The following is a 23,009-nucleotide window of genomic DNA, read 5'->3' as shown; positions in this document are numbered from 1 at the left end:
CTACCGGCCCGGGGCGGGGGTCGGGGCCGGTGCGGCACCGGGGAAGGTGGGCATGACGGGCTTCTTGCCGTCGATGAGCAGGTCGGGGGACTTCGCGGAGCCGGTGATCGGCGTGAAGGTCCGCCCGTCCTTCGACGAGGCGAGGAAGCAGATCACCGATCGCGAGCCGGCGGTCCACGACGGCTGCGACAGCTTGTTCCACGCCAGCTGCAGGCCCGACTTGCGCAGCCCGTCCTGCGAGCCGAACCACCCCGTCGTGCGCGAGGGGCAGATCCGGCTCAGGTAGTCCTCCTGCTGCCGCTCGGTGGGCCACGACGCATCGGGGAACGCCTGGCGCATGTCGATCACGGCGGTCACCTCGAAGGCGTGGGGGCGGGCGCACGCGACCGGCCCGGTGAGCTGACCCCGGTCGTCCAGGCCGATGCAGGTGCCCGGCGGCCAGGTCAGCGACTTGTCCTGGTTCACGACCTTGCCCTGGACCTCCTGCGCCTGCCCGGTCGCATCCGACACCTGGATGCCGCAGCGCATCGTCCGGTCGCCCGACTCCCACGCCTTCTCGCCGGGCGCGAGGAGGCCCATCTGGAACCGGCCCTTCGGGTCGAGCCGGGTGCCCAGGTACTCGGTGACGACGGGCGGGCACAGTTGGTCGCGCTGTGCCGCGATCACCGACTGCGTCGGGTACGGTGCGTTCTCCGGCAGCGTGCGTGCGGGTGCGCCGGCGACCTCGAACTTGTGCGGCTGCAGGCAGTCGACCGGCGCCATCGTGGTGGGATCCTTGTCCCAGGTCAGGCACGTGCCCGGCTTGGACCGGGCCAGGGTGGTCCCGGCGGCGGCCAGTCGCGGAGCCTTCTCCTCGTTCTTCGGCTCGAAGGCGCCCGTGAAGTACAGGCCCGCGCCGATCGCGAGCGCCCCCACGATCACCGCCGCCAGGACGGCGCGCACGGTGAGGGCGCCGGCACGGCCGGTCTCGTCGGCGGGCACGGGCTGGGTTTCGGTGTCGTCGGCCATCGCCTTCCATCATGCCCGGTCCGGGCGCGGGAGGGCGCGCGGTACAGCGGTTGAGGCGGGTCGACGGTGCCGTAATAGGCTGGTCGGGTGATCGACGTCAAGCTGGTACGCGAGAACCCGGACCGTGTGCGCGCCTCGCAGCGCGCCCGTGGAGAGGACCCGTCGCTGGTCGACGCCCTACTGTCCGCGGACGCGGACCGTCGGGCCGCGGTCCTGGCGGCGGACACCCTCCGGGCCGAGCACAAGGCATCGTCGAAGTCGATCGGCAAGGCCTCGAAGGAGGAGCGCCCCGCCCTGGTGGCCGCCGCGAGCGAGCTGGCTGCGCGCGTGAAGGAGGCCGAGGCGGCGCAGACCCGCGCCGACGAGGTCTTCGACGAAGTGGCGCGGAAGATCGGCAACGTCATCATCGACGGGGTGCCCGCCGGCGGCGAGGACGATTTCGTGGTGCTCGAGCACGTGGGCGAGATCCCCGAGATCGAGAACCCCAAGGACCACCTCGAGCTGGCGGAGGGGCTGGGCCTGCTCGACATGGAGCGCGGTGCCAAAGTCTCGGGCTCGCGGTTCTACTTCATGACGGGATACGGCGCGCTGTTCCAGATGGCGCTGCTGCAGCTCGCGGTGCAGAAGGCCGTCGCCAACGGTTTCACGCTGATGATCCCTCCCGTGCTGGTCAAGCCGGAGGTCATGGGCGGCACCGGATTCCTGGGCGCGCACGCCGACGAGATCTACCGCCTCGAGGCCGACGACCTCTACCTGGTGGGCACTTCCGAGGTGCCCCTGGCCGGGTACCACATGGACGAGATCCTCGACCTCTCCGACGGTCCCGTGCGGTACGCCGCGCAGTCGAGTTGCTTCCGCCGCGAGGCCGGCTCGTACGGCAAGGACACGCGCGGCATCATCCGCGTGCACCAGTTCGACAAGATCGAGATGTTCGTCTACTGCAAGCCGGAGGACGCGGAGGCCGAGCACCAGCGCCTGCTGGACTGGGAGAAGGAGATGCTCGCGGCCGTCGAGGTGCCCTACCGGGTGATCGACGTGGCGGCGGGCGACCTGGGCAGCTCCGCGGCACGCAAGTACGACAGCGAGGCGTGGGTGCCGTCGCAGGGCCGCTACCGCGAGCTCACGTCGACGTCGAACTGCACCACGTTCCAGGCGCGGCGCCTGGGCATCCGGTACCGCGACGAGGACGGGCGCCCGCAGATCGCAGCCACCCTCAACGGCACGCTCGCGACCACGCGCTGGCTCGTCGCGATCTGGGAGAACCACCAGCAGCCCGACGGCTCCGTCCGCGTCCCCGCGGCGCTGCAGCCGTTCATCGGGACGGACGTGCTGCGGCCCTGAGTCGACGATTTGTGTTCATTCGCACCCTTGACCCTTGGAACGAATGACCGCACATTTCCGAGCCCGCGTCAGAATCCGATTACGCGCCACCACTGCGGGCTGAGCCTGTGTGCGACGGCGACGCTGTCCACGGCCGGTCTGCTGCCATCGGGTCGGAATTCCAGGTGGCTGATGCCGGTCGTGCTATCGGTGGGAGGGATCGCGAAGGCGACGTTCCCGCCCTGCTTGGTCGTCCGGTGGATCCGCAGTGTGCCGATGCGACGGTCGCCGTGGTCGGTGAAGTCGACGCGCGGGTCGGCGAGGACTTGCTGGGCGGCCGCCGTGAGCCGGGGCTCGTCGTAGGCCCACTGCAGCCGTTGCGGGGTATCGGTCACCCAGAGTGCGATGGTGAGTGCTCCGATGACTGGGATCGGCAGCAGCCGCCACGAGCTGTGCTTCGTCCGCCGGAACCAGACGACCAGATAGGACACCCACAGGCCGGCCAGGACGAGACCGAACATCCACGGCAGGGTTTCCGTGAAGTCGTCGACGCCGAGCATCGTCGAGCGCAGCCAGAAGGCACAGTTCGCCAGGACCAGGCCCGTGAGAATCCACCCTGCGGAGACGAGGGCACGAGGCTCAGCGATCATGCGCCGAGGGTAGGTGAGGAGTCGTTGACGAGGCCCGGCTCGCGAAGGGCGCCTCGGCCCGCGTCGAATGCGACCGGTGGTGAACAAATGAGGTCTCGGATTCTGTCCGATATGGACACGCCGTCCGTGTCGGACAGAATCCGAGAGTCGTCTGCGCGATGGCCAGGCCTAGGCGCTGCAGCGGAAGCCTGACGGCCGGCGGCGCCGACGGGTCGGCCGATGTGAATGAATGTTCGCGAACTCTTGCAATCGTGTGTGACGTGATTCACGATAGATTCATGATCAATATCTATCGCTTGCGGCGGCGGACGCCGGAGACTCTGGACGATCTCGTGACGCTCGCCGGGCTGTCGAACAACGCGGCCAACGTGGTGATGCAGCTGGCGCTCCCCGGCGTCGGACACGGTGTGCAGGAGAGCCAGGTGGCGTCCGGCCGGGTCGTGGACCGGCCGCTCAAGCGGGCGCGGACCACCACGCAGTACCTCGCCGTCGCGCTCTACGGCTCCGAGCGGGACCGGGCGGCGTATCGTCGGGCGGTCGCGGCGGTGCACGCGCACGTCCACTCCACCGAGAAGAGCCCGGTCCGGTACAGCGGCAACGCCCGAGCGCTACAGCTGTGGGTGGCCGCGTGCCTGTTCTACTACTACGTCGACCAGTACCAGCTGCTCTACGGCGCGCTGGACGAGCCGACCCTCGACCGGCTCACCGCCGACGCCGTCACGCTCGCCACCGGCGTGAACCTCACCGCCGAGCAGTGGCCGTCCACCTGGGCCGAGTTCATCGCCTACTGGGATTCCTCCCTCGACGACGTCGCGATCGCGCCACCCGTCCGCGACTACCTCGAGGCTCTCGCGAACCTCGGCTTCATCAAGGAGCCGCTGGGGCCCGTCGGCGTGGTGCTCGCCGGACTGCTCGGGCGACCGTTCCGCTTCTTCACCCGCGGCACCGTGCACCCGCGCATCCGCGAGGCGATGGGCTGGACCTGGTCGGATTCGGAGCAGCGCCGCCTCGAACTCCTCATGCGCGTAGTGCGGGTGGCCGACCGCTTCTACCCCGCGAGCCTGCTCTACCGCGGCCACCTCGTGGACCTGCGCGTCCGCCTCGCCCTGGGGCTCGACCCGCTCGGCCGCACCCGCCTCGACGAGGGCGCCCGCGCCGCCTGATCAGACCTCGATCTGCTCCGCGAGCTTGGTCAGGCGGAAGCGGGCCATCGCGAGGTTGGCGCGCGAGCGGTCGAGCACCAGGTAGAGGAACAGGTCGTCGGTGCCCTGGTTGATGGGGCGCACGATCTGGTACTGCGTGCCGAGGGTGATGAGGATGTCCTCGATGTGATCGTCGAGGTCCAGATCGCCCAGCGTGCGGCCCATCGCCTGCACCAGCGCCGAGTTGCCCGCCGCCGCGACCTCGAGGTTGAACTCCGCCGGGTTGCCGGCCGTCGCCAGGGCCATGCCGCTCTGCGCGTCGACCAGGGCCACGCCCAGCGCGCCGTCGATGTTCATGGCTTCGTTCAGGGACTCGTTGAATTCGGTCATGTCACCGGGTTCCTTCCCCTCGTGCGGAGTCTGCGCGGTCTGGAGATTCTGCAGCGTCTCCGCGTCGACGTAGGTCTCATCGATCTGCGTGTACGGGAACGGGTCGATCGCCAGCGGCTCCGGCAGCGTCGGCGCCGGCTGCGCGGCCGTCTCCCCGCCCGGTTCGTCCGCCGGTTCCTGCACGGTCGAATCCTGCGCGGCCGGCTCGTCCTCCGGCACGGCCGGCTCGTCGTCGCCGAGCGGCTCCTCGGCGACCGTCGTGGCCTCCTGGGCCGGGGGTGCGGGATCCGCGGGGGGCTCGGCGGCCGGCGCGGCCTCGTCCGCGACGGGCGCATCCGCGACCGGGGCCGTCACGTCCGGGGTGTCCGCGCCGGGTTCCTCCACGTCCGGCCGGTCCACCACGGGTGCGTCCGCCACCGCCGCGTCCGCGACGGGCTCCTCCACGCCCGGCTCGTCGGCCGCGCGGTCGCGCGCACCGTCGGCCACGGCGGCCGGCTCGGCCGCCTCGACGTCCACGACCTCGACGTCGATGTACGACTCGTCGGGCTCGTCCAGCGTCTCCGTCGCCGGCTCGTGATGCTCGGCGAACGTGGCCTCGAGGGTCTCGCCGTCCGCATGCGCGGACTGCGCCGCGGCATCGGTCCACAGGTCCTCGGTGCGGCCCTCGGCGCGGGGCTCGAACCGGGGCGGCGCGAACTGGTCGAAGCCGCCGTCGAAGCCGGTCGCGGACGGGTTCGGCGCAGCCTGCGGCCCCGTCGTCCCGCTGTAGCCGAAGCCGCCGACGACTCCCGCCTCGAACGTGTCCGAGGCGGGCTGCACCCCCTGGAAGGTCTCCGAGGTGAGCGGGTCCGTCAGGGGGTCGGGCTTGGTGCGGGGCGGCTCGGCCGCCGAGTTCGACGGTGCGCCCGGAGCGGACGGCGGGGCACCCGCGGCGGACCGGGCCGCCTCCTTCGCGGCGACCTGCACCTCGGGCGGCGGGATCACCCGCGGCCGGCGCGGCGGCGGCCCCTGCGGAACCTGTCCCTGCGGCGGCCCATGGGGCGGCGGACCCGCCGGCCCGCCCGGCCCGCCGGGAGCCGGCGGCACCGTCGGGGGAGGGGGCGGTGCCGCGGGCGCCGGGCGCGAGCCCATGCCCGTGTCGTGCACGCCGTAGTAGTCCTCGACGCGCTGCCGGTTGTTGGGGGGTCGCCGCGGGCCGCTCATGTCAGCTTCTTCGCACGCAGCTCGTGCCCGCTGGAGGTCAGGCAGCGGCCCGATTCCAGGTCCCACTGCCAGCCGTGCAGGTTGCAGGTCAGCTTGCCGCCGTCGACCACGCCGAACTTCGACAGGTCGGCCTTGAGGTGCGGGCAGCGGCGCTGCACCTCCCAGCCGTCCAGCTCGGTCGATGCGGTGTCGTCGTGCGCCTCGGAGAACCAGCCGTCGGCGTAGGCGATGCGCTCGTCGGTGAGGCACTTGAAGAACGTGTAGAGGAACTCGTTGTAGCCGCCGATGCGCCAGGTGGTGAACCGGGTCGAGAGGAAGATCGTGTTCACCCAGTCCGGCTCGTCGTCGCGCAGCACCGTGCGGACCAGCTCCGCGGCGATGCGGAAGCCGTACCGGTACTTGCCGTCGCCCTCCTGCGGCTCGCGGACGATGCGCTGCGGGAAGTCGAGCACCACGGTCTCGACGGCACCGTCGGGCGAGGCCATCTCCAGCCCGACCGGGTAGCCGATCCCGTCGCTGATCAGGGGCGACGCCTGCATGATCGGCTCGAACTTGGCCTTGAGGGCGGGCAGCAGGGGCTGCCCGTCGTCCTGCGCCCAGGTGGCCTTCTCGGCCTCGAGGACCGGCGCCTGGCGCGCCGCGAAGGCGTCGAGATAGGCGGTCTTGTTCTCGAAGATGTCCATCACCTCGGCCTCGGACACCGGGTGCGTGAGGGAGCGCAGCTCCTTGCCCGCGAAGTCGCCGACGGTGCCGGGGATGAACAGCAGGCCCCCGTCGTTGCCGTTCTTCTTCATCTCCTCGAGGAAGGTGATCTGGTCCGGGAAGATGTTCGACGGGTCGCCGCCGATCGTCTCGCGGTCCACGCGGCCCTCGTCGTTGAGGTAGCGCAGCTCGGGGTCGAGGAACGCGGGCGGGCCGGCGGACGGCACGACCCAGGTGCCGGCCACCTGGTCGACGTAGCTCCGGGCACGGTCCATGCCGCGCTGGCGCTTCTGCTCGGCGAAGCGGCGCTTGGAGCCCTTCGGCATGTCGTAGACCATCGGGTACCAGATGGCGCCCGAGTACTGCAGCAGGTGCACGTCGACGCCGCCGAACTCGTCGAGCACGTCCATGTCGACGGGGCGGGCGTCGTTCATGTTGAACAGCACCGTCTCGCCGTCGGAGACGACGAGGCCCGAGTCGCCGATGGGGCCGTCCGCGGGGGCGCGCAGGGCGATGATCATCACGTCCAGGTCGCCCTTGGGGCCGCTGATCGTGTGCTTCACCGAGTCCTGCGTCTCGAAGAACTTGGTGAAGCCCAGCTTCTCCAGCTCGCGCCGCAGGTCCGGCACCGGGTAATCGGGCAGCAGCACGGTGGCGTCCTTGCTCACGTTCTCCGCGAGGTTCTTCGCGTCGAAGTGGTCGCGGTGCAGGTGGGAGACGTAGAGGTAGTCGACGTCACCCAGCGCCTTCCAATCCAGCTGCGTGTTGTCGGGGAACGGGAACCACGAGCCGAAGTACGCGGGGTTCACCCACGGATCGCACAGGATGGTGCCTGCGGCGGTGGAGATGTGGAAACCCGCGTGCCCGACGCTGGTGACCTGCACGGTGGAGCCTTTCGCCTGTGTTCGTTACCGCTACAGCGTAATGGGCGCCCGCCGTACCGGCTGACACACCGTGGAGACCGGTCCGCGGCTACGCTGGCCGTGTGGAACCCGTCTACGGAACGATCATCAAGGTGGCCCGCGGCATGTGGGCCTATCAGGGCATCAAGTTCACCGAGGTGGACTTCCATAAGTTCCCCCGCACCGGTGGCGCCGTGGTCGCGATCAACCACACCGGCTACCTGGACTTCCCGTTCGCGGGCAAGCCCGCCGACGAGGCCGGTCACCGCAAGGTCCGCTTCATGGCGAAGCAGGAGGTCTTCGACAATGCGAAGACCGGCCCCATCATGCGGGCCCTCAAGCACATCCCCGTCGACCGCGAGGCCGGCGGCACGGCGTACGCGGCCGCCGTCGAGGCGCTCAAGGAGGGCGAGCTCGTCGGCGTCTACCCCGAGGCCACGCACAGCCGCAGCTTCGAGCTCAAGGACTTCAAGTCCGGCGCCGCGCGCATGGCCATCGAGGCGAACGTGCCGATCGTCCCCGTCGTGATCTGGGGCGCTCAGCAGATCTGGACCAAGGGCCTGCCCAAGCAGCTCGGCCGGAACAAGTTCCGCATCCTCATCGGCGTGTGCGACCCGCTCGACCCCGTCGGGCCGCCCGACGAGCTGACCGCGCGGCTCAAGGACTCGATGCAGGCCATGCTGCTGCAGCTGCAGGACCTCTACGGCCCGCACCCGCAGGGCGAGCCGTGGGTGCCCGCGCGCCTCGGCGGCTCCGCGCCCACGTTGGAGGAGGCGAACGCCATGGACGCCGCCGACCTCGAGGAGCGTCGCCGGGCCCGGGAGGAACGTCAGGCCGACGGTGCCTGAGGGCATCGGTAGCGAGTTCGCCCCGGGCGTCGTGAGTGGTCCCGGCGGCGGGGGTTCCGGTGGCGCGCCGACCGAGGCGCCGAGCCTCGACGCGCTCGGCGCCGCACCGATCCTGGTCGCGAGCGACGTCGACGGCACGCTCGTCGACGACCACGAGCGCCTGACACTGCGCACGCATGTCGCGGTGAACGCGGTGCGCGACGCCGGCGGCCACTTCGTGCTGGCCACCGGCCGCCCGCCGCGGGCCGTCGACCCGATCGCCACGCAGCTCGACTTCGCGCCGCTCGCCGTGTGCGCGAACGGCGCCGTGCTCTACGACACCGGTTCGGGCCGGGTGGTCTCGGCGTCGCTGATGTCGCCGGAGCTGCTGGAGACCGTCGCCGAGATCGTCTACCGGCACCTGCCGGGCGCCGGCTTCGCGGCCGAGCGGGTGGCGCAGGGCGAGCACGATGCCGCGACGCCGCGGTTCGCCGCATCCACCGGGTACCAGCACGCGTGGCTCGAGCCCGACACGGTGACCGCGGCCGACGCCGAGGTGCTCGCGCATCCCGCCGTGAAGCTACTGGTCCGGCAGCCGGGCATGACCTCCGACGAGATGCACGCGCGCGTCGCCCCGCATCTGCAGGGGCTCGCCGACGTCACCTACGCCACCAACAACGGGCTCATCGAGTTCCACGTCCCGGGGGTCACGAAGGCCACCGGCATCCAGCTGGCGATCGACCACCTCGGCCTCACCGGTGACCTCCGCACCGCCGCCTTCGGCGACATGCCGAACGACGCCGCGATGCTGCGCTGGGCGAGCACCGGCGTGGCCATGGGCAACGCCCACCCGCTGGCCCGTGGCGCCGCCGACGTCGTCACCGCGACCAACCTCGACGACGGTGTCGCCCGGGTGCTGGAGCGCTGGTTCTAGCGCGTTCGACGGTGCGCCGCCGGGCGCGCTGTGATGGCCTCGGCTCCCCGGGGGACCAGCTCCCACTGGGGAGCGGGATTGCACACCGGCCCGCTCCCACCGGGGACCCGGTGTCCCCGGCGAAATCCGGTGTCCCACCAGCTGCAGTTGTGGGGGCGCCAGCTGTGGTCGGGGAGTCCGGCTCCCTATAGGGAGCGGGAGCTGGGGGAGGGCGTGCGCGACGAGACCGGAGCGTGACTGATGTGACAGATGTTGCTTACGTGACGAATGTTGCAGATGGTGTTAGTCTCGACCTCACGTTGAGCTTTGCCCTTCTCGGGGCGGGGCTCACCTGCGTCGAGCTAAGGAGAAGCCATGCCCGTGTGGATCGACGGCGGTCCTCGTCGCCGCCGCGGACGGCGTACCGTCGCGCTCGCGATGCTCCCGGCCCTGGCCGTGGGCGGCGCGGCCGCGCTGCTCAGCACCACGAACATCGTCGGCGACCCGGAACTCACCGCCGGCAGCGACGTCACCTTCACCGGCCAGGGCAACGGCCACGGCCGCGGCCTCGGCCAGTGGGGCGCCTTCGGCTACGCGAAGTCCGGGTGGAAGGCCGAGCAGATCGTCGCCCACTACTACGGCGGCTCCCAGCTGGCCCGCGCCGACGTGAAGCTGCCGGTCCGCGTCGAGCTCACCACCCAGAAGGCCGCGAACGTGCTGGCCCCGGCCGGCGCCAAGATCGGCGACCAGCAGGTCGCCCCCGGTCAGGCGGTGCGCATCGAGGGCGGCAACGCCGTCATCACCACCGGCTGCGGCGGCCCCGTCGTCAAGACCGTCTCGGCCGGCGACGACGCCACCGTCTCTCCGCTCAACGCCGAGGCGAACCGTCCCGTCGGCGAGCTGCTGACGTTCTGCGGCACCAAGGCCGCCTACCGCGGCGCGATCGCGGCGAAGGACGGCAAGGTCTTCAACATCGTCAACATCGAGGACTACGTCCGCGGTGTGGTGCCCGTCGAGAGCAAGGTCGAGTGGGCCGACCAGGGCGGCTACGAGGCCCTGCGGGCGCAGGCCATCGCGGCCCGCTCCTACGCGCTGGCCGAGGGCGCCAAGCGCGGCGACCGCTACAACGACACCCAGGACTCGCAGGTCTACGGCGGCGCGGGCAAGGAGGATCCGCGCACCGACAAGGCCGTCGCGAGCACCGCCGGCCTCGTCATGGCCAAGAACGGCTACGCCGTCTCGACCGAGTTCTCCAGCTCCACCGGTGGCTTCACCGCGGGCGGCGACTTCACGGCGGTCAAGGACGACGGCGACGTCGTCTCGCCGTTCAAGAACTGGACGCAGAAGGTGCCCGCGTCGAAGATCTCCCAGGAGTTCGGCGTCGGCGCGCTGAAGTCGATCCGCGTGGTCAAGACGCAGTCGGCGCAGGCCGGGCGCGTCGAGGCCGTCGAGATCGTGGGCGCGGACCGCACCGTCACCGTCAAGGGCGACGAGGTGCGCAAGAAGCTGGGCCTGCGCTCGGACTGGTTCACCATCGACGGCCAGGCCCCGGCGCCGGCCCCCGCGCCCGGCGCTTCGAGCGCCCCCGGCGGCGCGTCGACGGCACCGTCCAGCGCGACCCCGGTGCCCGGGCGCGTCGTCGACCAGCCGATCGTCGCGGCGCCCGTCGACCCGTTCAACCCGGTCCCCACCGCCCCCAACGCCGCGCAGACCGCCCCGACGGGCGCGACGACGCCCACCGCGACGGCCCCCGCCGCCGGCGCAGTCGCCGCCGCTCCGGCCGCGCCCGGGGCTCCCGCCGCGCCCGCGGCCCCGGCCGCCCCCGCCGTCCCGACGGTGCCGGGCGCCGCTCCGACCGTCGCCGCTGCGGGTTCCCCCGCGGTTCCGGCGGCACCCGCCGCGCCGGCCGCCCCCGCGGCGCCCACCGCGCCCGCCGCACCGGCGATCCCCGGCATCCCCGCGCCGCCCGCCGCCACGGCCGCGGCTCCCGCGGCGCAGGGCGTGACCGGTAAGGCCGCGATCGAGGCCGCCTACGCCGCCGCGGGCGGGGAGAAGGGCACGCTGGGCCGCGTCGTCGCCAACCCGATCGCCTTCCCCGACGGCTCGATCCTGCAGTCGTACCAGAACGGCACCATCTACTACACGAAGGCGAACGGTGCGCAGGTCGTCCCGTCGGGTGTCTCCGCGCCCGCGACGCTGCTGAACTGGGCGACGGCCTTCGCCGCGGGCGGCGCGCCGAGCCTGCCGCCGCTGCCGCTGCTCAACCTCATCCCGGGCTGGGGCGACGTGATCGGCATCAACCCGACGCCGGGCGACACCCCGACGGGCGTGCCCGCGGTGCCGGTCACGCCGGGCGACACGGCCGCCGCGACCCCGTCGACCACCCCCGGCGCGAGCACCCCCGCCGCCCCGTCGGCCCCGTCCACCCCGGGAGCGCCCGCGGCCCCGGCGACGAGCGCGCCCGCCGCCCCGTCCGCGCCGACCGCACCGGCGGGATCGACCCCGCTGGCGGTCCCGACGGTGCCGAACGCGCCCGCTTAGTCACAGGCCCAGGCCGGGTGGCGTCATCCACGCCGCCCGGCCGGTACCCTGAACGTCCGTGGCGACAGATTCCTCCCAGACCCAGCGGCCCTATGACCTCATCGTCGTCGGCTCCGGCTTCTTCGGACTGACCATCGCCGAACGGACGGCCACCGAGCTCGGCAAGCGGGTCCTGGTGATCGAGCGGCGCCCGCACCTCGGCGGCAACGCCTACTCGGAGGCGGAGCCGGAGACCGGCATCGAGATCCACAAGTACGGTGCGCACCTGTTCCACACCTCCAACGAGCGGGTGTGGGAGTACGTGAACCGGTTCACCGACTTCACCGGCTACCAGCACCGCGTGTTCGCGATGCACAACGGCCAGGCCTACCAGTTCCCGCTGGGCCTGGGCCTGGTCAGCCAGTTCTTCGGCCGTTACTTCACGCCCGACGAGGCGCGGGCCCTGATCCAGGAGCAGGCCGCGGAGTTCGACTCCAAGGAGGCGCGGAACTTCGAGGAGAAGGCGATCTCCCTGATCGGCCGCCCCCTCTACGAGGCGTTCATCAAGCACTACACCGCCAAGCAGTGGGAGACCGACCCGAAGAACCTGCCCGCCGGCAACATCACCCGCCTGCCGGTGCGCTACACCTTCGACAACCGCTACTTCAACGACACCTACGAGGGCCTGCCCGTCGACGGGTACACCGCCTGGCTCGAGAACATGGCCGCGTCCGACCTCATCGACGTGCGCCTCGACACCGACTGGTTCGACGTCCGCGACGAGCTGCGTGCACAGAGCCCCGACGCGCCCGTCGTCTACACCGGCCCGCTCGACCGCTACTTCGACTACTCCGCGGGCCGGCTCGGCTGGCGCACGCTCGACTTCGAGACCGAGGTGCTCCCGACGGGCGACTTCCAGGGCACCCCGGTGATGAACTACAACGACGCCGACGTGAAGTACACCCGGATCCACGAGTTCCGCCACTTCCACCCCGAGCGCACGAACTACCCGACCGACAAGACGGTCATCATGCGCGAGTACGGCCGCTTCGCCAACGACGACGACGAGCCCTACTACCCGATCAACACCCCGTCGGACCGCGAGATGCTCGCGGCCTACCGGGCGCTCGCCAAGACCGAGGCCGCCGAGCGGAAGGTGCTCTTCGGCGGCCGGCTCGGCACCTACCAGTACCTCGACATGCACATGGCGATCGCCAGCGCGCTGTCGATGTTCGACAACACCCTGCGTCCGCATCTCGAAACCGGTGCCGCGCTCACCGAGGAGACCGCCCAGTGACCGACCAGGCCAAGACCCTCCTGCAGCGCGTCATCCTGCCGCGCCCCGGCGAGCCGCTCGACGTGCGCTCGCTGTACATCGTGGAGGCCGAGACCAACTCGCGCCGCTCGCACGCCCCCACCCGCACATCGCTGAACATCGCCGGCGAGTCCGAGGTCAGCTTCGCGACCTACTTCAACGCCTTCCCGGCGTCGTACTGGCGCCGCTGGACCGTCCTCAAGGACGTGGTGCTGCGGATCGAGCTCAAGGGCACGGCCCGCGTCGACCTCTACCGCTCCAAGGTCGACGGTGCGCGCATCGCCCTGGGCGGCGGGCTGGTCCAGACCGACGCCACCGGCTACGGCGTCGCCGAGTTCGCCACCGACCTCGGCCCGTTCGAGGACGGCGGCTGGATCTGGTTCGACGTGACCGCCGACAGCGACACCGAGATCATCTCCGCCGGCTGGTACGCCACCGTCGGCGAGGAGGGGCTGCCGGCCAAGCGCGTCACCGTCGGCATCCCCACCTTCAACCGGCCCGACGACGCGGTCGCCGCGATCCGCGCGCTCACCAGCGATCCGCTCGTCGACGAGGTGATCGACGCCGTGCTCATGCCCGACCAGGGCAACAAGAAGGTCATCGACCACCCGGATTTCGCGATCGCGACTGAGCCTTTGGGCGAGCGCTACCACCGCTTCGAACAGGGCAACCTCGGCGGCTCCGGCGGCTACGGCCGCATCATGTACGAGGCGCTGCGGCTCACCGACAGCCCGTACGTGCTGTACATGGACGACGACATCGCGATCGAGCCCGACTCGATCCTGCGCGCGCTGGCCTTCGCCCGGTTCGCCAAGTCCCCGATGCTCGTCGGCGGGCAGATGCTCAACCTGCAGGACCGCAGCCACCTGCACTGCATGGGCGAGGTCATCGATCGGAACGCCTTCATGTGGACGGCCGCGCCGTTCGTCGAGTACGACCACGACTTCTCCGAGTACCCGCTCAAGGACAAGGAGAACAGCAAGAACCTGCACCGGCGCATCGACGTCGACGGCAACGGCTGGTGGATGTGCCTCATCCCGCGCGTCGCCGCCGAGGAGATCGGACTGCCGCTGCCGCTGTTCATCAAGTGGGACGACTGGGACTACGGCCTGCGCGCCGCCGAGCACGGCTACCCCACGGCGACGGTGCCCGGCATCGCCATCTGGCACATGGCCTGGTCCGACAAGGACGACGCCATCGACTGGCAGGCGTACTTCCACCTGCGCAACCGCCTCGTCGTCGCCGCGATCCACCACGAGGGCGATCACCGCGGCATCATCAAGAGCTCGATCAAGGCGCTGATGAAGCACCTGCTGTGCCTCGAGTACTCGACGGTCGCGATCCAGATCGAGGCCATGCGCGACTTCCTCCGCGGCCCCGAGGCGCTCTACGAGCTGCTGCCCACCGCGCTGCCGAAGATCGCGGCGATGCGCAAGGAGTACCCGGACGCCGTCGTGCTCCCCAGCGCCACCGAGCTGCCGCGCACCTCCGGCCAGGCCACCGCGTACGGCACGAAGATCCCGCTCAACCCGGTCACCAAGGTCTCGACGCTGGTCAAGGCGGTGCGCAACAACCTGCGCCCGGCCGATCCGCGCAACCACGAGGTGCCGCAGGCCAACTACCCGCCGCTCGAGGCCCGCTGGTTCAGCCTGGGCCGGGTCGACGGGGTCACCGTCACCACCGCCGACGGCCGCGGCGTGGTCTACCGCCAGCGCGACCGGGAGAAGATGTTCGCGCTCATGCGGGAGAGCCTGGCCGTGCACCGCGAGGTGGACCGCCGGTTCGCCGAGATGCAGCAGCGCTACCGGGCCGCGTACACAGACCTGACCAGTGTCGCAGCGTGGTCGGACATCTTCGAGCCCGCGGCGCGGCAGGCGGAGCTCGCGGGCCGGAACGAGACCGAGGAGAGCAAGTGAGCAACGCCCCGGAGCAGGCCCTGAGCCCCGAGGAGATGATCCTCGTGGGCGTGCAGGCACAGCTGGCCGGGCGCCCGGGCGTGCTGCCCGCGGCGCGCGGCCTCAGCCACTTCGGCGAGCACTCGCTCGGCTGGCTCGGCCTCGCCGCGCTCGGCGCGGTGCTGCAGCCGAAGCGCCGCAAGGAGTACGTCACCGCGGGCGTGGGCGCGTTCGTCGCGCACGCCGCGTCGGTCGTGATCAAGCGGATCGTCCGCCGCAAGCGCCCCGACCACCCGTACATCACCGTCGGCGTGGGCACCCCGAGCAAGCTCAGCTTCCCGTCGTCGCACGCCACCAGTTCGACGGCCGGCGCGATCCTGCTGGGCCGCGCGTCCGGCGTCCCCGGCGGCGCCGTGCTGGCGCCCGCCGCCGTGGTGCCGCCGATGCTCGCCTCCCGCATGGTGCTGGGCGTGCACTACCCGACGGACGTCGCCGCCGGCGCCGCCATCGGAGCGGCGACCGCAGTGGCCGCGATCGAGGGTGAGAGACTGTGGACGCGCCGCGCGGCGCGCCGGACCGACAAGCGTGATCAGAAGGGATCCAGAAGCTGATGAGCGAGGAGCCGATCGAGCACGGCGAGCCGAAGGCACCGTCGAACCTCGCCACCGGACTGATCAAGGCGATCCGGCCCCGGCAGTGGGTCAAGAACGTCCTCGTCGTGGTGGCCCCGCTGGCCGCCGGGCGCGACCAGCTGGAGTTCGTGAAGTTCGGCAACGTCGGCATCGCGTTCATCGCGTTCTGCCTGGCCGCGTCGTCGATCTACCTGATCAACGACGCCCTCGACGTCGAGGCCGACCGCGCGCACCCGACCAAGCGGTACCGACCGATCGCGGCCGGCGTGGTGCCGGTGAACCTGGCGTACGTGCTGGCGATCGTGCTGGGTGCCGGCGCGATCGGCATCTCGTTGCTGGCGAACCCGCAGCTCGCGATCGTGATCGCGGTGTACATCGTGATCCAGCTGGGCTACTGCTTCGGCCTCAAGCACCAGGCCGTGATCGACATCTGCATCGTCAGCTCCGGCTTCCTGCTCCGGGCGATGGCAGGTGGCTTCGCGGCCGAGCTGCCCAAGGGCCTGTCGCAGTGGTTCCTGCTGGTGATGGCCTTCGGCTCGCTGTTCATGGCGGGGGGCAAGCGCTACGCGGAGCTGCAGCTCGCCGAGCGCACCGGCGCCAAGATCCGCAAGTCGCTGGAGTACTACACCACCACCTACCTGCGCTTCGTCTGGACGCTCGCGGCCACCGCCGTGGTGCTCTGCTACGGCCTGTGGGCCTTCGACAAGACGGTGCACCCGGACAACATCTGGTACGCCCTGTCGATGGTGCCCTTCACCATCGCGATCCTGCGCTACGCGGTCGACGTCGACGGTGGCGAGGCGGGCGAGCCCGAGGAGATCGCCCTGGGTGATCGCGTGCTGCAGGTGCTCGCGATCGCGTGGATTGGAACCGTCGTTGCCGCGGTCTACTTCGCCTGACACCCCGGCCGGCGAGTCCGCCGGCACGGCCCCGTCGACCTTCTCCGCACCCCGAGTCAGCTTCTGGCTCGGGGTGGCGGCGTGCGCGGTCCTGTTCGGCTACGGCGCCTGGCAGCGCCGCTGGATCGCCGACGACGGCCTCATCGTGCTGCGCACCGTCCGGAACCTGCTCGCCGGGAACGGCCCCGTCTTCAACGCGGGCGAACGCGTCGAGGTGAACACCTCCGCCGCGTGGACGTACCTCATCTGGTTCTTCTCCTGGATCAGCGGCGTGCAGACCGAGTACGTGGTGCTCACCGTCGCGCTGGTGCTGTCCGTCGCCGCGATCCCCCTCGCTATGCTCGGCACGGCGCGGCTGTACCGCGGCGGCGCGGGCTGGGCGCGGCTGCGCGGCTCCGGCCTGCTGCTCCTGCCCGCGGGCGGCCTCGTCTACATGGCGCTGCCCCCGGCCCGTGACTTCGCGACGTCCGGCCTCGAGGTCTCGCTGACCATCTTCTGGGTGGCGCTGCTGTGGTGGCTCGCGATCTGCTGGTCGCAGGCCGACCGCGCGCCCGTGGAGCGGCGCGAGCGGATCCGCTACGGGGTCCTCACATGCAGCACCGCCTTCGTGGCCGGGCTGTCCTGGCTGGTGCGGCCCGAGATGGCGGTCGTCGGCGGCCTCGTGCTCATCGTCATGTTCCTCGCGCCCGTCGGGCTGAAGCTGCGGCTCGCGCTGACGGCCGCCGCCGGCCTGCTGCCCGTCGGGTACCAGATCTTCCGGATGGGCTACTACGGCCTGCCCGTGCCCAACACGGCCGTCGCCAAGGACGCCAGCGGCTCCAAGTGGGGCCAGGGGTTCACCTACCTGATGAACCTGGTCGAGCCGTACTCGCTGTGGTTGCCCGTGCTCGCGCTGGCCATCGCCATGCCGATCATCCTGCTGCCCGCCCGCGGCGCCCGCACCCCGCTGACCGGTCGCTTCCGGCTGCCGCGCGGCGGCGTCCGGGGCCTGCGCGATCACCTGCAGCGGCCCGCGGTGATCGTGGCCGTGATGTTCCTCGGCGGTGTCATCGAGACGCTGTACTGGCTGCGCCAGGGCGGCGACTTCATGTCGGGCCGCGTGCTGCTCGCCCCGCTGTTCCTGCTGCTCCTGCCGGTCATGGTCATCCCGCTGCGCATCCCGTCGCGCCGCCCCGAGGACTCGACGGTCCGCGGCATCGCCCGGCTCGCCACGGGCACCGCGGGTGCGGCGGTCGCGGGCGTGCTGTGGGTGCTGGTCATCGGCTGGGCGCTGCACGCCACGACGTTCCGCGGCCAGCCCGACGGGACGGCGATCGGCACCACCGGCATCGTCGACGAGCGGGCGTTCTACTCGCTGCAGACGGGCCACGCGCACCCGCTCACCGCGGACGACTACCTCGACTACCCGCGCATGACGTCGCTGCAGGAGATCCTGCGCGCCACCCCGCGCGGCGGCGTCTACCTACCGTCCTTCGACTACGACTGGTGGTTCATCGATCCGCTGCCGTACCCGCGGCCGGACGACGTGCCGCTGCGGCAGACGGTGTTCTTCACCAACCTCGGCATGACCGGCATGAACCTGCCGCTCGACGTGCGCGTCTGGGACCAGATCGGCCTCGCCTGGCCGATGGCCTCGCACACCGCGCGGCTCGAGGACGGCCGCATCGGCCACGACAAGGAGATGTTCCCGGACTGGGCGATCGCGGAGGCGAAGGCCTACCCGAAGCGCCCCGCGCTGCCGCCGTTCATCGACCCGGACTGGGTGAACCAGTCGCGCGCCGCGCTGACCTGCCCGCAGATCCAGCAGTTGCAGGACTCGTACTCCGCACCGCTCACGTTCGACCTGTTCAAGCGGAACATCAAGCTCTCGCTCGCGAACATGAAGCTGCGCATCGACCGGGTGCCCGAGTACACGCTGCGCATGTGCCGCCTGGACGTCCCGCCGCCGCTCACCGACGAGCAGAAGTCGATGCCGAAGCCCTGATGGACGTCGGCGGCGCGTTGCGGGAGATCGCGGACTGCTCCGTGCTCACCGACGCCGGTGCCGTCGCCGGGTACCTCGTCGACTGGACCGGGCGCTGGCGCGGCGGGCCCGCGATCGTCGCGCGACCGCGGACCGCCCCGGCGGTCGCCGCGGTCGTGCGGGCCTGCGCCGCCGCGGGCGTCCCGGTGGTGCCGCAGGGCGGCAACACGGGCCTCGTCGCCGGCGCGGTGCCGCCCGCCGGGGCCGTCGTGGTGTCCCTGACCGGCCTCGATGCGATCGGGGAGGTGTCCGACGGTGCCGTCGTCGCCGGCGCGGGCGTCACCCTCGCGGCGCTCGAGTCCTTCGCCGCCGCCCGCGGCCTCACCTGCGGTCTCGCGCTCGCGTCGGGGGAGTCCGCGACCGTCGGCGGCGCGGCCGCCACGAACGCCGGGGGAGCGGAGGTGCTCCGCTACGGCACGGCGCGGGCCCGGATCGCCGGGCTCCGGGCGGTCCTGCCCGACGGTGCCGTCCTCGATCGTCGTCGCCCACCGGTCAAGGACAACACCGGCTACGACCTCGTCGACCAGCTCGTCGGGTCCGAGGGCACCCTCGCCGTCATCACGGACGTCACCTGGCGCCTCGAACCCGCGCCGCGCGAGCGGACGGTCCTCGCCCTCGCCTTCGGATCGCTGCCGGACGCCGTCGCGGCGGTGCCGCGGCTGCGGGGCCTGCCGGGGCTCCTCGCGCTGGAGTGGTCCGACGGTGCCGCCGTCGCCCGGGTCGCCGCGCACATCGACTCGCCCGCCCCGCTCCCGACGGACGGCTGCTGGGTGTTCGCGGAGCTCGACGCGCCGCTGTCGGAGGCGTCGGAGGTCGCGGAGCTGCTGCCCGACCAGCGGATCGCGGTCGGCGTGGGCGCCGAGGACCGCGCGCGGCTGTGGCGCTACCGGGCCCGCACCACCGAGGCGGTGAACGCGGCGGGCGTGCCCGTGAAGCTCGACGTGGGCGTGCCGCTCCCGCGCTTCGCCGCAGCGCAGGCGGCCGTGGTCCGCGCCGTTCGGGAGGTCGCCGCGGACGCCGCCTTCCCGGTCGAGCCGGTGCTCTTCGGTCATCTCGCGGAGGGGAACGTGCACGTCAACCTGCTGCCGGGCGCGTCGGCCCCGGACCGCAGGTTCCCGGAGGAGCTGGCCGTGCGGCTGGAGGCGGCGGTGCTGGAGCAGGTCCTGGCGCACGGCGGCACCATCAGCGCCGAGCACGGGATCGGCCGGGCGAAGCGCGCCTGGCTCGAGCGGCAGCGGGGCGGCGCCCAGGTGGCCCTCATGCGCCGCATCAAGGCGGCCTGGGACCCGGCGGGCCTGCTCAACCCGGGTGTGCTGGTCGACTGACCGGGGAGGCGACGCCGGGCGCGGTTTTGCAACCGCCTCACGCTCTCGCGCCGCGCGGCGTACATTAGCGGCCTACGTCGTCGGATGCGCAGCGTGTCCGACCGGACAGGAGGACGACAGTGCCCGCGCCCCTGCACCCCCGGGAGCACGACCGCGTCGCCGCGGTGAAGTCGCTGCGGATCATGGACTCGAAACCGGTGCCGGACCTCGAGCGGATCGCCGAGCTCTCCGCGGCCCTGTGCGAGGTGCCCTTCGGCTCCGTGAACATCATCGACTTCGACCGGCACTACACGGCCGCGTCGTTCGGCGCGCCGCGGATCCACGCCTCGCGGGCGGATTCGTTGTGCGCGCTCGCCGTCGCGGACGACAAGGTCGTGTACGCGCCCGATGCGAAGGCCGACGCGCGCTTCGAGGGACTGCGGTTCCTCGACCTCGCCGATCCGCCCATCCACCTCTTCGCCGCGGCGCCGATCTGCACGAGTGACCGGCTTCCCGTCGGCACCGTGCGGGTGTACGGGTCCGAGCCGCGGGAACTGTCCGAGCGGCAGCTCCGCGGACTCGAGGATCTCGCCGACCTGGCGATGAGCGTCCTGGAACTGCGCTCGGCCGCCCGCACGCTGCACAGCACCGCCACGACCGACGCGATCACCCGGCTGCCCAACCGGCACGCGCTGGAACTCATGCTCGCGGACGACGAGTCGGCGGCGATCAGCGTGGTGGGCTACGCCGATCTGGACCGGTTCAAGCGGTTCAACGACGGGCTCGGCCACGGCGCCGGCGACGAGGTGCTGCGCGGCGTCGCGCGGCGCATCGACTCGGCGATGGGCCCGGACGACGTGGTCTACCGAGTGGGCGGCGACGAGTTCGTCATCGTCTCCCGCGCGCCGGACGCGGTCCCGGACGAGTTGGTCGGGCGGTTGCGCGAGGCGGTGGGGCGGGCGCCCATCACGGTCGACGGTGTCGACATCGACGTCAGCGCGACGGTGGGCGCGGTCTTCGTGGCGGAGTACCGGAGCGCGGGCGACGCGATCGCCGCCGCGGACGCGGCGATGTACCGCGCCAAGGAGGCCTCGCGGGTCTGACCGCCGCCGTCAGAGCCGGTGGCGGTCCAGGAAGCCCTCGATCGCCGCGGCGAAGACCTGGTTGTCGTCGCCGGCCACCATGTGCCCGGCGCCGCTGACATCGGCGACCTCGGCGTGCGGCACGCGCTGCAGCATCTTCGCGACCCCCTCGTCGCTGACCACGTCGGACTTGCCGCCGCGGACGATGAGCGTGGGTACGGTGACGTGCGTCGCCGCGGCCCCGAGCCGCTCCTTGTCCTGGATGCGGGCCTCGTTGCGGTCGTCGCCGCGGATGAACGCCGGGTCCCAGTGCCAGTACCAGCGACCGTCCGCGCGCAGCCGCACGTTCTTCTTCAGGCCCTCGAGGTTGCGGGCGCGCTTGCGGGTGGGGTTGTAGGCGGCCACGGCGTCGGCGACCTCGTCGAGCGTGGCGAAGCCGTCGGTGTGCGCGGCGAGGAAGTCGGTGACCCGCTCGATGCCCTTCTTCTCGGCGTCGACCACGACGTCCACGAGGACCAGCGCGGACGCGACACCCGGGTTCTCGCCGACGGCGCACAAGCTGGTGATGCCGCCGAGGGAGGCTCCGATCAGCACGGGCGGCGGACCGTCGAGGGTGCGCAGCACGCCCAGGAGGTCGCCGACGAAGTCGCCCAGGGCGTACCCGCCGTCGGCGGCCCACGCGGTGTCGCCGTGGCCGCGGGCGTCGAGGGTGAGCACCGTGTACCCGCGCTGCGCGAGGTCCGCGGCCGTGCGGTCCCAGGAGTGCCGGGTCTGGCCGCCGCCGTGCAGCAGCACGAGGGTGGTCGAGGCGGGCCCGGCTCCCCAGCGGTCGCCCGCGATCGCCAGTCCGTTCACGTCCAGCGTGAACGGTGTTCCCACGGCGTCCGCCATGCCATCACCTCATCCGATTCGTCCGTCTTCCGGTCATGAAGTCGTATCACGTCGGCTCGTCAAGGTTGCGGGCAGTGATGACTCGAACCGCCTCTCCCGGTTGCCGGAGGGCGTGCGCTCCTATGTAGTGAGCGCAGGAATGGGAATTCGCCGGATCGACGACGAAGTCGGGAGTGATCGTTCGTGGTACGAGCATTGTGGCCGTTCATCATCGGCAGCGTGGCGCTGGGGCTGGACGCCTACGTGATCGCGGGCCTGCTGCCCACGATCGCGGACGACCTGCACACGACGCAGTCGCTCGTCGGCCTCGGCGTCACGGCGTTCACCGGGGCGTACGCGGTCTCGGGTCCGCTGCTCGCGGGCCACGCGGGCCGCGAATCGGGCCGGAACCTCAGCATCGCGCTCGCGGTCTTCGCCGCGGGCAACCTCCTCACCGTCCTCGCGCCCACGATCGCCGTGTTCATCGTCGCCCGCGTCATCGCGGGCGCCGCCGCGGGCGTCTACTCGCCTCTGTCCTCGGCGGTCGCGGCGCACCTCGTCGCGCCCGAACGGCGGGGACGCGCGCTCAGCCTCGTGCTGGCCGGGATGGCGACGGGCAGCGTCTTCGGCGTCCCCCTGGGATTGCTGCTCGCGCAGCGCGTCGACTGGCGCGCGACGATCGGCGTCATCACGGTGCTCGGCGTGCTGGCCCTGCTGGGCGTGCGGTTCCGCGGCGGCGAGCCGCTGCCCCGCATCGAGGCGCCGGGGCTGGGCGCGCGCCTGCGCTCCCTGACCGCCACGCCCACCCTGCTCACGGTGCTGGTCACCCTGTTCACGGGGATCGGCTCGCTCGGCCTGTACACCTACATCAGCCCCCTGTTGTCCACGTCGGCGCTGTCGGCGCACCTGACGCTGTCCATCTGGATCTGGGGGATCGGCGGGGCGGTCGGCGTCTTCGCCATCGGGCGGATCGTCGACGCGCTCAAGAACACCCTCGCGATCACGGCGGCGATCACCGCCGCTCTCGCCGTCGTCCTCCTCGTCATCGGTCTCGAACCCGCCGCGGTCGTCCTCGCGGTGGGCCTGTTCCTGTGGGGCGCACTGGGCTGGTCCTCGCTGGCGCCGCAGCAGCACACCCTGCTCGCTGCGGCCCGCGAGAACGGGCCGACCGCGGTCGCCGCGAACGCCTCGGCGAACTACCTGGGCTCGGCCATCGGGTCCGCCGCGGGTGCGGTGCTCGTGGCCGGCGGCACGGTGGGCGGCGCGCTCGCCCTCGTCGCGGCCTGTCCGCTCCTCCTCGCGTTCCTCCTCCAACTCGTCCGGATCCGCACCGCCCGCGGTGCCGGCCGGCCCGCCACCGTCGCCTGACGGTCGCCCGCAGCACCTCTCGCCCTCTTCTTCCCGCTCCACCA

18 protein-coding genes are annotated in these 23,009 nt (G+C 71.8%); 13 read left to right on the top strand and 5 right to left on the bottom strand.

The window, feature by feature from the left end; translation table 11 throughout:
- The gene (locus tag ELY19_RS06625; RefSeq protein WP_126195511.1) at window positions 1–1,008 is read right to left on the bottom strand and encodes a septum formation family protein; all 1,008 of its coding nucleotides are present in this window, start codon (window positions 1,006–1,008) and stop codon (window positions 1–3) included.
- An 87-nt stretch (window positions 1,009–1,095) separates the two neighbouring features.
- On the opposite strand from ELY19_RS06625, the gene serS reads away from it, so the two are divergent.
- Window positions 1,096–2,349, top strand: a complete 1,254-nt coding sequence (serS, locus tag ELY19_RS06620) for a serine--tRNA ligase (RefSeq protein WP_126195510.1) — start codon at window positions 1,096–1,098, stop codon at window positions 2,347–2,349.
- A 68-nt stretch (window positions 2,350–2,417) separates the two neighbouring features.
- Here the strand turns inward: serS and ELY19_RS06615 are convergent, their stop codons facing one another.
- Window positions 2,418–2,978 (bottom strand): hypothetical protein, encoded by a 561-nt coding sequence (locus ELY19_RS06615; protein ID WP_126195509.1) that lies wholly within the window; start codon window positions 2,976–2,978, stop codon window positions 2,418–2,420.
- Window positions 2,979–3,256: 278 nt separating this feature from the next.
- Here ELY19_RS06615 and ELY19_RS06610 point away from each other — a divergent pair, with 278 nt between their 5' ends.
- Entirely contained in the window at window positions 3,257–4,141 is an 885-nt protein-coding gene (locus ELY19_RS06610; protein WP_126195508.1) for an oxygenase MpaB family protein, read from the top strand.
- Here the strand turns inward: ELY19_RS06610 and ELY19_RS23745 are convergent, their stop codons facing one another.
- The gene (locus tag ELY19_RS23745) at window positions 4,142–5,713 is read right to left on the bottom strand and encodes a roadblock/LC7 domain-containing protein (RefSeq protein ID WP_227966633.1); all 1,572 of its coding nucleotides are present in this window, start codon (window positions 5,711–5,713) and stop codon (window positions 4,142–4,144) included.
- Window positions 5,710–7,299 carry a Rieske 2Fe-2S domain-containing protein gene (locus ELY19_RS06600; protein WP_126195507.1) on the bottom strand — a complete coding sequence of 530 codons (1,590 nt, stop codon included), beginning with the start codon at window positions 7,297–7,299 and terminating at the stop codon, window positions 5,710–5,712. The genes ELY19_RS23745 and ELY19_RS06600 overlap by 4 nt, the downstream gene beginning before the upstream one ends.
- Before the next feature lie 101 nt (window positions 7,300–7,400).
- Here ELY19_RS06600 and ELY19_RS06595 point away from each other — a divergent pair, with 101 nt between their 5' ends.
- The 10 genes from ELY19_RS06595 (at window position 7,401) to ELY19_RS06550 (ending at window position 20,748) form a co-directional block, all read left to right on the top strand.
- On the top strand, window positions 7,401–8,165 hold the full coding sequence (locus ELY19_RS06595; RefSeq protein ID WP_126195506.1) for a lysophospholipid acyltransferase family protein: 765 nt from the start codon (window positions 7,401–7,403) through the stop codon (window positions 8,163–8,165).
- Between the two features lie 109 nt (window positions 8,166–8,274).
- On the top strand, window positions 8,275–9,078 hold the full coding sequence (locus tag ELY19_RS06590; RefSeq protein WP_227967283.1) for an HAD family hydrolase: 804 nt from the start codon (window positions 8,275–8,277) through the stop codon (window positions 9,076–9,078).
- 354 nt (window positions 9,079–9,432) lie between these two features.
- On the top strand, window positions 9,433–11,598 hold the full coding sequence (locus ELY19_RS06585) for a SpoIID/LytB domain-containing protein (RefSeq protein ID WP_126195505.1): 2,166 nt from the start codon (window positions 9,433–9,435) through the stop codon (window positions 11,596–11,598).
- Between the two features lie 58 nt (window positions 11,599–11,656).
- Complete coding sequence (glf, locus tag ELY19_RS06580; RefSeq protein WP_126195504.1) at window positions 11,657–12,874, top strand: UDP-galactopyranose mutase; 1,218 nt, start codon at window positions 11,657–11,659, stop codon at window positions 12,872–12,874.
- Complete coding sequence (locus tag ELY19_RS06575; RefSeq protein ID WP_126195503.1) at window positions 12,871–14,808, top strand: glycosyltransferase; 1,938 nt, start codon at window positions 12,871–12,873, stop codon at window positions 14,806–14,808. Before glf ends, ELY19_RS06575 begins: the two co-directional genes overlap by 4 nt.
- A gap of 35 nt (window positions 14,809–14,843) precedes the next feature.
- On the top strand, window positions 14,844–15,398 hold the full coding sequence (locus ELY19_RS06570) for a phosphatase PAP2 family protein (protein ID WP_126198729.1): 555 nt from the start codon (window positions 14,844–14,846) through the stop codon (window positions 15,396–15,398).
- A complete protein-coding gene (locus tag ELY19_RS06565; protein WP_126195502.1) occupies window positions 15,398–16,318 on the top strand; it encodes a decaprenyl-phosphate phosphoribosyltransferase in 921 nt (306 codons plus the stop codon). Before ELY19_RS06570 ends, ELY19_RS06565 begins: the two co-directional genes overlap by 1 nt.
- The gene (locus tag ELY19_RS06560) at window positions 16,296–18,302 is read left to right on the top strand and encodes an arabinofuranosyltransferase AftB family protein (protein WP_227966631.1); all 2,007 of its coding nucleotides are present in this window, start codon (window positions 16,296–16,298) and stop codon (window positions 18,300–18,302) included. Before ELY19_RS06565 ends, ELY19_RS06560 begins: the two co-directional genes overlap by 23 nt.
- Window positions 18,302–19,666, top strand: a complete 1,365-nt coding sequence (locus ELY19_RS06555; RefSeq protein ID WP_126195501.1) for an FAD-binding oxidoreductase — start codon at window positions 18,302–18,304, stop codon at window positions 19,664–19,666. The genes ELY19_RS06560 and ELY19_RS06555 overlap by 1 nt, the downstream gene beginning before the upstream one ends.
- A 119-nt stretch (window positions 19,667–19,785) precedes the next feature.
- The gene (locus tag ELY19_RS06550; RefSeq protein WP_126195500.1) at window positions 19,786–20,748 is read left to right on the top strand and encodes a GGDEF domain-containing protein; all 963 of its coding nucleotides are present in this window, start codon (window positions 19,786–19,788) and stop codon (window positions 20,746–20,748) included.
- A 9-nt stretch (window positions 20,749–20,757) separates the two neighbouring features.
- Here the strand turns inward: ELY19_RS06550 and ELY19_RS06545 are convergent, their stop codons facing one another.
- Window positions 20,758–21,618: an alpha/beta fold hydrolase gene (locus tag ELY19_RS06545; protein ID WP_126195499.1), complete on the bottom strand. Its 861-nt coding sequence runs from the start codon at window positions 21,616–21,618 to the stop codon at window positions 20,758–20,760.
- 219 nt (window positions 21,619–21,837) lie between these two features.
- Here ELY19_RS06545 and ELY19_RS06540 point away from each other — a divergent pair, with 219 nt between their 5' ends.
- On the top strand, window positions 21,838–22,965 hold the full coding sequence (locus ELY19_RS06540; RefSeq protein ID WP_232015602.1) for an MFS transporter: 1,128 nt from the start codon (window positions 21,838–21,840) through the stop codon (window positions 22,963–22,965).
- Window positions 22,966–23,009 lie beyond the last annotated feature (44 nt).

It is taken from the genome of Tsukamurella paurometabola (assembly GCF_900631615.1).
Lineage (GTDB): Bacteria > Actinomycetota > Actinomycetes > Mycobacteriales > Mycobacteriaceae > Tsukamurella > Tsukamurella paurometabola_A.
This window is presented reverse-complemented; position numbering and strand designations above follow the sequence as displayed.

Bases quoted from the DNA above. Each gene is read 5' to 3' on its own strand.
- ELY19_RS06565 (WP_126195502.1), top strand. From the start codon at position 15,398: ATGAGCGAGGAGCCGATCGAGCACGGCGAGCCGAAGGCACCGTCGAAC.
- ELY19_RS06610 (WP_126195508.1), top strand. From the start codon at position 3,257: ATGATCAATATCTATCGCTTGCGGCGGCGGACGCCGGAGACTCTGGAC.
- ELY19_RS06585 (WP_126195505.1), top strand. From the start codon at position 9,433: ATGCCCGTGTGGATCGACGGCGGTCCTCGTCGCCGCCGCGGACGGCGT.
- ELY19_RS06625 (WP_126195511.1), bottom strand. From the start codon at position 1,008: ATGGCCGACGACACCGAAACCCAGCCCGTGCCCGCCGACGAGACCGGC.
- ELY19_RS06615 (WP_126195509.1), bottom strand. From the start codon at position 2,978: ATGATCGCTGAGCCTCGTGCCCTCGTCTCCGCAGGGTGGATTCTCACG.
- ELY19_RS06545 (WP_126195499.1), bottom strand. From the start codon at position 21,618: ATGGCGGACGCCGTGGGAACACCGTTCACGCTGGACGTGAACGGACTG.
- ELY19_RS06570 (WP_126198729.1), top strand. From the start codon at position 14,844: ATGATCCTCGTGGGCGTGCAGGCACAGCTGGCCGGGCGCCCGGGCGTG.
- ELY19_RS06555 (WP_126195501.1), top strand. From the start codon at position 18,302: ATGGACGTCGGCGGCGCGTTGCGGGAGATCGCGGACTGCTCCGTGCTC.
- ELY19_RS23745 (WP_227966633.1), bottom strand. From the start codon at position 5,713: ATGAGCGGCCCGCGGCGACCCCCCAACAACCGGCAGCGCGTCGAGGAC.